The sequence below is a fragment of the Candidatus Symbiopectobacterium sp. NZEC135 genome (assembly GCF_025962695.1).
Genome location: NZ_JAGFPF010000371.1, coordinates 1 through 1,656, shown reverse-complemented (window position 1 = coordinate 1,656; position 1,656 = coordinate 1). Strand labels below are relative to the sequence as shown.

Below are 1,656 nucleotides of genomic sequence, written 5' to 3'. Positions count from 1 at the left end.
TTTCGCAACCTGATGCGACCTACCCGGCCGCTGCGTCCGGCGATGGACGGCAGCCTGCACTGGACGCTGATCTCTAATCTGTCACTCAACTATGTGTCGCTGTTGCGCCGTGATGCGCTGGTGCAGATTCTGCGCACCTACGATTTTCCTGCGCTACACGATAAGCAGGCAGAACAGGCATCGCGCAAGCGATTGGCTGGGATAGAAACCATCGAAACCACACCGATTGACCGGTTGGTGCAGGGGATGCCGGTGCGTGGTCTGAAATCGGTACTGTCGGTGCGGCAATCGGCCTTTGGTAACGAAGGTGAGCTGTATCTGTTCAGTACCGTGCTGGCGCACTTTTTCTCACTGTACGCCAGCGTTAACGCCTTCCACCTGCTGGAGGTGGTCAATCTCGATAACAAGGAGCGCTACCGATGGCCGGTGCAGATAGGTCAGCACTCGATGATGTGACGTTCTATCAGGACGCATCGCGCTTTAATTTTTACCAGTTGGTGGAACTGCTTAACCAATTGGAAGGGGTGGATCTGGAACGGGCATTGGATTTCCGCCCGGAACAAGAGCGATTGCGTTTTCGTTCCACCGCGTCTATCGGCTTTCATCCCGGCGATATCGTACAGGTGGAGCGCGATGGGAACGGACGTCAGGCGCTCGAGGTGGCGTTTCTGGGCCTGCATGGCAGTCAGTCGCCACTGCCAGGCTACTACCTGGACGATCTCGCCTGGGAGTACGCGCAGGGTGAACAGAAACTGGGGCTGTTCCTCGATTTCTTTCATCACCGCTTGCTCACGCTGCTGCACCGTGCCTGGCGTAAATACCGCTATCACGTGCGTTTTCAGAACGATGGCGAAGATGGCTTCTCACGGCTGATGTTTGCGCTGGTTGGGCTGGGGAACGATGCAGTGCGCGACAGCTTGCCGGTCAACCGCGCCAAGATGCTCTCTTATGCCGGAGTACTCGCCAGTCCCAGTCGCTCACCGGAAGTGGTGGCGGGGCTGGTGAGCCACTGTTTTGATCTGGAGGACGTCGAGGTGCTGGCCTGGCAAAAACGGCGGGTGGCTATCCACGACAGTCAGCAGAACCGGCTGGGCAAGGCCAATATCGCGCTGGGCGGTGATTTTGTCATTGGTGACAGCGTCAATGACTGCGCGGGCAAGTTCCTGTTGAAGATTGGCAGCCTGAGCTTTAGCCGATTCCTTAGCTTCTTGCCCAACGGCGAGCACTTCCAGCCGCTGGTGCGTTTTGTCTCTTTTATCCTGCGCGATCAGTTGGCCTGGGATTTACGCCTTGGCTTTGCCGAGGGTGAAGCCAAAGGGTTGAGGTTGGGCAGTGAGCAGAGCGGCATTTTGGGTTGGAGCAGCTTCCTTGGGCAGCCTCCGACGGAGCCTTACGTAACCATCTGTGTTCAAGAGTAAATCGTGTCTTCACGTATACATTGCGTTCAGGAGTCAATGTGACCGTTAGTCATCCACTCACTCTGGTTGTTCTCAACAGCGAACAGCTGGATATCAATTCTCAGGTGCAGCACCAGTTTGACCACAATGGAGGCACGCTGGGGGCGTCAGGAAAGGACCATTGGCAACTGCGCGACAGGCTGGGTGCCGTGCTGCCGGAGCATGCCCGCATCGAGATGAGCGACGGCCATTTCAGTTT

At 56.8% G+C, this 1,656-nt stretch carries 2 protein-coding genes and 1 pseudogene; all 3 read left to right on the top strand.

Annotation, left to right across the window (positions count from 1 at the left end; genetic code table 11):
• A partial coding sequence (locus J5224_RS26975) for a type VI secretion system baseplate subunit TssF (RefSeq protein ID WP_264628230.1) occupies window positions 1–456 on the top strand: 456 nt, incomplete at its 5' end.
• A complete protein-coding gene (gene tssG, locus J5224_RS26970) occupies window positions 420–1,418 on the top strand; it encodes a type VI secretion system baseplate subunit TssG (protein ID WP_264628229.1) in 999 nt (332 codons plus the stop codon). The genes J5224_RS26975 and tssG, both read left to right, overlap by 37 nt.
• Window positions 1,419–1,456: 38 nt before the next feature.
• Window positions 1,457–1,656 (top strand): annotated as a pseudogene (locus tag J5224_RS26965) (type VI secretion system-associated FHA domain protein TagH); the annotation flags it as partial.

Excerpts from the sequence above, each read along its gene's own strand:
- tssG (WP_264628229.1), top strand. The coding sequence starts at position 420 with ATGGCCGGTGCAGATAGGTCAGCACTCGATGATGTGACGTTCTATCAG.